Here is a 1,091-nt window from a genome sequence, read left to right on the forward strand (position 1 = left end):
CCGCCTTCGCGGATGGCGAAGCGCAGGCCTTCTTCCATGGCGATCGGGGCGATCAGCTTCACGGTGATCGACACGTTGTCGCCGGGCATGACCATTTCCTTGTCCTTCGGCAGCTCGATCGCGCCGGTCACGTCCGTCGTGCGGAAGTAGAACTGCGGGCGATAGTTGTTGAAGAACGGCGTGTGACGGCCGCCTTCGTCCTTGGACAGCACGTACACCTCGGCGGTGAAGTGCGTGTGCGGCTTGATCGAGCCGGGCTTGCACAGCACCTGGCCGCGCTCGACTTCTTCACGCTTCGTGCCGCGCAGCAGGATGCCGACGTTGTCGCCAGCCTGACCCTGGTCCAGCAGCTTGCGGAACATTTCCACGCCGGTGCAGGTGGTCTTGATCGTGGGCTTGATGCCGACGATTTCGATTTCCTCGCCGACCTTCACCACGCCACGCTCCACACGGCCGGTCACCACGGTGCCGCGGCCAGAGATCGAGAACACGTCTTCCACAGGCATCAGGAAGGTGCCGTCCACGGCGCGCTCGGGCGTCGGGATGTAGGTGTCCAGGGCTTCGGCCAGCTTCATGATGGCTTCTTCGCCCAGCTTGCCCTTGTCGCCTTCCAGGGCCAGCTTGGCCGAGCCGTGGACGATGGGGGTGTCGTCGCCGGGGAAGTCGTACTTGTCCAGCAGTTCGCGCACTTCCATCTCGACGAGCTCGAGCAGCTCGGCGTCGTCGACCATGTCGCACTTGTTCAGGAAGACGATGATGTAGGGCACGCCCACCTGGCGGGCCAGCAGGATGTGCTCACGGGTCTGGGGCATCGGGCCGTCGGCGGCCGAGCACACCAGGATGGCGCCGTCCATCTGGGCGGCACCGGTGATCATGTTCTTGACGTAGTCGGCGTGGCCGGGGCAGTCCACGTGGGCGTAGTGGCGGTTGGCCGTCTCGTACTCGACGTGGGCGGTGTTGATCGTGATGCCGCGCGCCTTTTCTTCGGGCGCCGCGTCGATTTCGTCGTACTTCTTGGCTTCGCCGCCGAACTTGGCCGACAGCACCGTGGCGATGGCCGCCGTCAGGGTCGTCTTGCCATGGTCCACGTG

At 64.9% G+C, this 1,091-nt stretch carries 1 protein-coding gene; it reads right to left on the minus strand.

Going from position 1 to position 1,091, the window contains the following annotated elements; translation table 11 throughout:
* A partial coding sequence (gene tuf / locus NS331_RS25135; protein ID WP_058644615.1) for an elongation factor Tu occupies positions 1–1,091 on the minus strand: 1,091 nt, incomplete at both ends.

Origin of the sequence: Pseudacidovorax intermedius, from assembly GCF_001476815.1 — a bacterium.
In the GTDB taxonomy this organism is placed as follows: Bacteria; Pseudomonadota; Gammaproteobacteria; order Burkholderiales; family Burkholderiaceae_C; genus Xenophilus; species Xenophilus intermedius_A.